This window comes from Pseudomonas abieticivorans (assembly GCF_023509015.1).
GTDB classification, from domain to species: Bacteria; Pseudomonadota; Gammaproteobacteria; order Pseudomonadales; family Pseudomonadaceae; genus Aquipseudomonas; species Aquipseudomonas abieticivorans.
Map to the genome: position 1 here is coordinate 1 of NZ_CP094975.1, position 2500 is coordinate 2500.

The window sequence follows — 2500 nt, forward strand, 5'->3', positions numbered from 1 at the left end:
GAAAAGACAAAACCCCCACCTGCGTTAGCAGATGGGGGTTTCGGAATTTAATCTTGACGATGACCTACTCTCACATGGGGAAACCCCACACTACCATCGGCGATGCATCGTTTCACTACTGAGTTCGGGATGGGATCAGGTGGTTCCAATGCTCTATGGTCGTCAAGAAATTCTGTAGCCAGGATGCCGTTGCGGGCACTCCAGCGAATCGGGTATGTGATGTTTGTGAGTTACAAATTTTCGGATAATGCGTCTTCACAACACCGCAATCTGGTCGTTTCGACTCAAATTGCTTGGGTGTTATATGGTCAAGCCTCACGGGCAATTAGTATTGGTTAGCTCAACGCCTCACAGCGCTTACACACCCAACCTATCAACGTCGTAGTCTTCGACGGCCCTTTAGGGAACTCAAGGTTCCAGTGAGATCTCATCTTGAGGCAAGTTTCCCGCTTAGATGCTTTCAGCGGTTATCTTTCCCGAACATAGCTACCCGGCAATGCCACTGGCGTGACAACCGGAACACCAGAGGTTCGTCCACTCCGGTCCTCTCGTACTAGGAGCAGCCCCTCTCAAATCTCAAACGTCCACGGCAGATAGGGACCGAACTGTCTCACGACGTTCTAAACCCAGCTCGCGTACCACTTTAAATGGCGAACAGCCATACCCTTGGGACCGGCTTCAGCCCCAGGATGTGATGAGCCGACATCGAGGTGCCAAACACCGCCGTCGATATGAACTCTTGGGCGGTATCAGCCTGTTATCCCCGGAGTACCTTTTATCCGTTGAGCGATGGCCCTTCCATACAGAACCACCGGATCACTAAGACCTACTTTCGTACCTGCTCGACGTGTCTGTCTCGCAGTCAAGCGCGCTTTTGCCTTTATACTCTACGACCGATTTCCGACCGGTCTGAGCGCACCTTCGTACTCCTCCGTTACTCTTTAGGAGGAGACCGCCCCAGTCAAACTACCCACCATACACTGTCCTCGATCCGGATAACGGACCTGAGTTAGAACCTCAAAGTTGCCAGGGTGGTATTTCAAGGTTGGCTCCACGCGAACTGGCGTCCACGCTTCAAAGCCTCCCACCTATCCTACACAAGCAAATTCAAAGTCCAGTGCAAAGCTATAGTAAAGGTTCACGGGGTCTTTCCGTCTAGCCGCGGATACACTGCATCTTCACAGCGATTTCAATTTCACTGAGTCTCGGGTGGAGACAGCGCCGCCATCGTTACGCCATTCGTGCAGGTCGGAACTTACCCGACAAGGAATTTCGCTACCTTAGGACCGTTATAGTTACGGCCGCCGTTTACCGGGGCTTCGATCAAGAGCTTCGCGTTAGCTAACCCCATCAATTAACCTTCCGGCACCGGGCAGGCGTCACACCCTATACGTCCACTTTCGTGTTTGCAGAGTGCTGTGTTTTTAATAAACAGTCGCAGCGGCCTGGTATCTTCGACCGGCATGAGCTTACGGAGCAAGTCCTTCACCCTCACCGGCGCACCTTCTCCCGAAGTTACGGTGCCATTTTGCCTAGTTCCTTCACCCGAGTTCTCTCAAGCGCCTTGGTATTCTCTACCCAACCACCTGTGTCGGTTTGGGGTACGGTTCCTGGTTACCTGAAGCTTAGAAGCTTTTCTTGGAAGCATGGCATCAACCACTTCGTCGCCTAATGGCAACTCGTCATCAGCTCTCGGCCTTAGAATCCCGGATTTACCTAAGATTCCAGCCTACCACCTTAAACTTGGACAACCAACGCCAAGCTGGCCTAGCCTTCTCCGTCCCTCCATCGCAATAACCAGAAGTACAGGAATATTAACCTGTTTTCCATCGACTACGCTTTTCAGCCTCGCCTTAGGGACCGACTAACCCTGCGTCGATTAACGTTGCGCAGGAAACCTTGGTCTTTCGGCGTGGGTGTTTTTCACACCCATTGTCGTTACTCATGTCAGCATTCGCACTTCTGATACCTCCAGCAAGCTTCTCAACTCACCTTCACAGGCTTACAGAACGCTCCTCTACCGCATCATCCGAAGATGATACCCGTAGCTTCGGTGTATGGTTTGAGCCCCGTTACATCTTCCGCGCAGGCCGACTCGACTAGTGAGCTATTACGCTTTCTTTAAAGGGTGGCTGCTTCTAAGCCAACCTCCTAGCTGTCTAAGCCTTCCCACATCGTTTCCCACTTAACCATAACTTTGGGACCTTAGCTGACGGTCTGGGTTGTTTCCCTTTTCACGACGGACGTTAGCACCCGCCGTGTGTCTCCCATGCTCGGCACTTGTAGGTATTCGGAGTTTGCATCGGTTTGGTAAGTCGGGATGACCCCCTAGCCGAAACAGTGCTCTACCCCCTACAGTGATACATGAGGCGCTACCTAAATAGCTTTCGAGGAGAACCAGCTATCTCCGAGCTTGATTAGCCTTTCACTCCGATCCACAGGTCATCCGCTAACTTTTCAACGGTAGTCGGTTCGGTCCTCCAGTTAGTGTTACCCAACC

The 2500-nt window shown here is 52.0% G+C and carries 2 rRNA genes (1 of these 2 cut by a window edge); both read right to left on the minus strand.

The window, feature by feature from the left end:
* Positions 1-51: 51 nt before the first annotated feature.
* Positions 52-167 (minus strand): 5S ribosomal RNA (gene rrf / locus L9B60_RS00005).
* Positions 168-304: 137 nt separating this feature from the next.
* Positions 305-2500 (minus strand): 23S ribosomal RNA (locus L9B60_RS00010) (it continues 697 nt past the right edge of the window).